This is a genomic window from Streptomyces sp. NPDC014764, from assembly GCF_043082785.1.
Lineage (GTDB): Bacteria > Actinomycetota > Actinomycetes > Streptomycetales > Streptomycetaceae > Streptomyces > Streptomyces althioticus.
The window spans coordinates 1-1761 of record NZ_JBIBXY010000050.1 but is presented as its reverse complement, the minus strand read 5'-3'; the positions used below and the strand labels follow the sequence as shown (position 1 = coordinate 1761).

General features: G+C 36.8%; 2 protein-coding genes. One reads left to right on the top strand and one right to left on the bottom strand.

Translation table 11 applies throughout. The annotated features are described in order from the left end of the window. Window positions 1-152: 152 nt before the first annotated feature. Complete coding sequence (locus tag ACF1AG_RS34790) at window positions 153-458, bottom strand: hypothetical protein (RefSeq protein ID WP_391635066.1); 306 nt, start codon at window positions 456-458, stop codon at window positions 153-155. Between the two features lie 475 nt (window positions 459-933). Here ACF1AG_RS34790 and mobQ point away from each other — a divergent pair. Further along, window positions 934-1761 (top strand): MobQ family relaxase (mobQ, locus tag ACF1AG_RS34785; RefSeq protein ID WP_391811050.1); only part of this gene is annotated, 828 nt, incomplete at its 3' end.

Below are 1761 nucleotides of genomic sequence, written 5' to 3'. Positions count from 1 at the left end.
ACCAACTCTTTATAGGGTTGGCTCCCATACTAAAGTATGAAATGACCTCCTACGAATAAATCGAAGGAGGTCATTTTATTTTATTCAAAGAAACATCAACGTTGACCTATTGGTCATTATTTGACCCTGTGGTCAACACTAGTTTAAGAGAGTTACTTTTTATTTTCAATTCCTAATATCTCTCTAGCTAAATGTATATCCATTGCTTGAATTTGTTCTTTTCTTTCCAAGATGGCCTTTTGGAAAGAAGCGATTAGCTTGATTGCTTCTTCCTCCCCTTCTATCTTTAAATGCTTCTCCATTAATGCCCCAATTTGAATGAGTCTTTTTGTTCTAGATTTACGCTCTTTTTCCTTTAATTGATTCGCAAGCCTTTGCTTCTCAGCTTGCATCTTCTTAATCTTTTCATCCATCTCTAATAGTCTTTCTTCTTCTGTCTTTCGAGCCAAAGCTCTCACTCCCCTTATAACCTTGTTTCCTCCATTATAATCAAATTATAGCTATAACACTAGAATTACATAATAGTATCTTCACTCTGCCTGTGGTATAATCACCCCAATGAACAAAGTGAAGAAGGGCGCACTTATACAAACTTCGTTTGTGTGCGGTTTGCGTTGCAAACAAAGAGCATATTCGCTTGGTGCGAATACAAAATCAAAACCCTCCATTCGCTAGTGGGCGAATGAGTATCCGCCATAATGCGGATACAAAAAAGGATTCGGAAGATTTTTATAAATACTCGTTGGCAATGTCAGCAATTGTTCAACTTGTCTTTATAATTTCTCCGAATTCATTTTTAAAAAATAAAAAAGGAGTAGATAGCCTTCTACTCCCTTTTTGGTGTGATACATGAATTTCAACAGTTGGCTTTAATATTTTGTTCCATTATGGAGTTTGTTATTCAATTTAAATTTAAAAAGGAGGTACAAGGATATGGCGATCTATCATTTCTCTGCTCAAATGATTTCCAGAGGAAAAGGGCAATCCGCAGTTGCGGCTGCTGCCTATCGTTCTGGTCAGCGTTTAGTCGATGAGCAAACAAATGAAAGTAAGTTTTACAAAAGAGAAGTGCAACCAGAAACCCATATTCTTGCCCCTGAAAAATCGCCAGTTTGGATTCAGAATCGTGAGATTCTTTGGAATGAAGTGGAACATTCCGAGAAAAGAAAGAACTCTCAATTAGCCAGAGAAATAAATATTGCTTTACCTAAAGAACTTTCCAATCAACAACAAACTGAATTAATCAAAGGCTACATCCAAGACCAATTTGTAGATAAAGGCATGGTTGCTGATATCGCTATTCATAGAGATGACTCCAACAATCCTCACGCTCACATAATGTTAACAACACGAGAAATTTCAGAAGAAGGCTTTACTACAAAGAATCGTGATTGGAACAAAAAAGAACTGCTGGAGCAGTGGAGAGAACAATGGTCAGAATACGCAAATAAAGCATTAGAACAATCAAACATCAAAGAACGAATTACACATAAATCTCACGCTGAACGTGGACTTGAAATCTTACCTACGGTTCATATGGGGCATGTCGCTTCTGATATGGAGAAAAAGGGGATGAAAACTGAGCGAGGTAATATTAATCGTGAAGTACAAAAGCATAATGCTATTGTTTATGACTTACAAAGATACCGCCAAGAGAAGCAACAAATAGAAGCAGAGTTAAAACAACAGGAGCAAAAGAAGTCTGTAGAATTAACTACTGAAGAACAAAAAAATGTGGACGCAGCCAAACAAATTATTGGC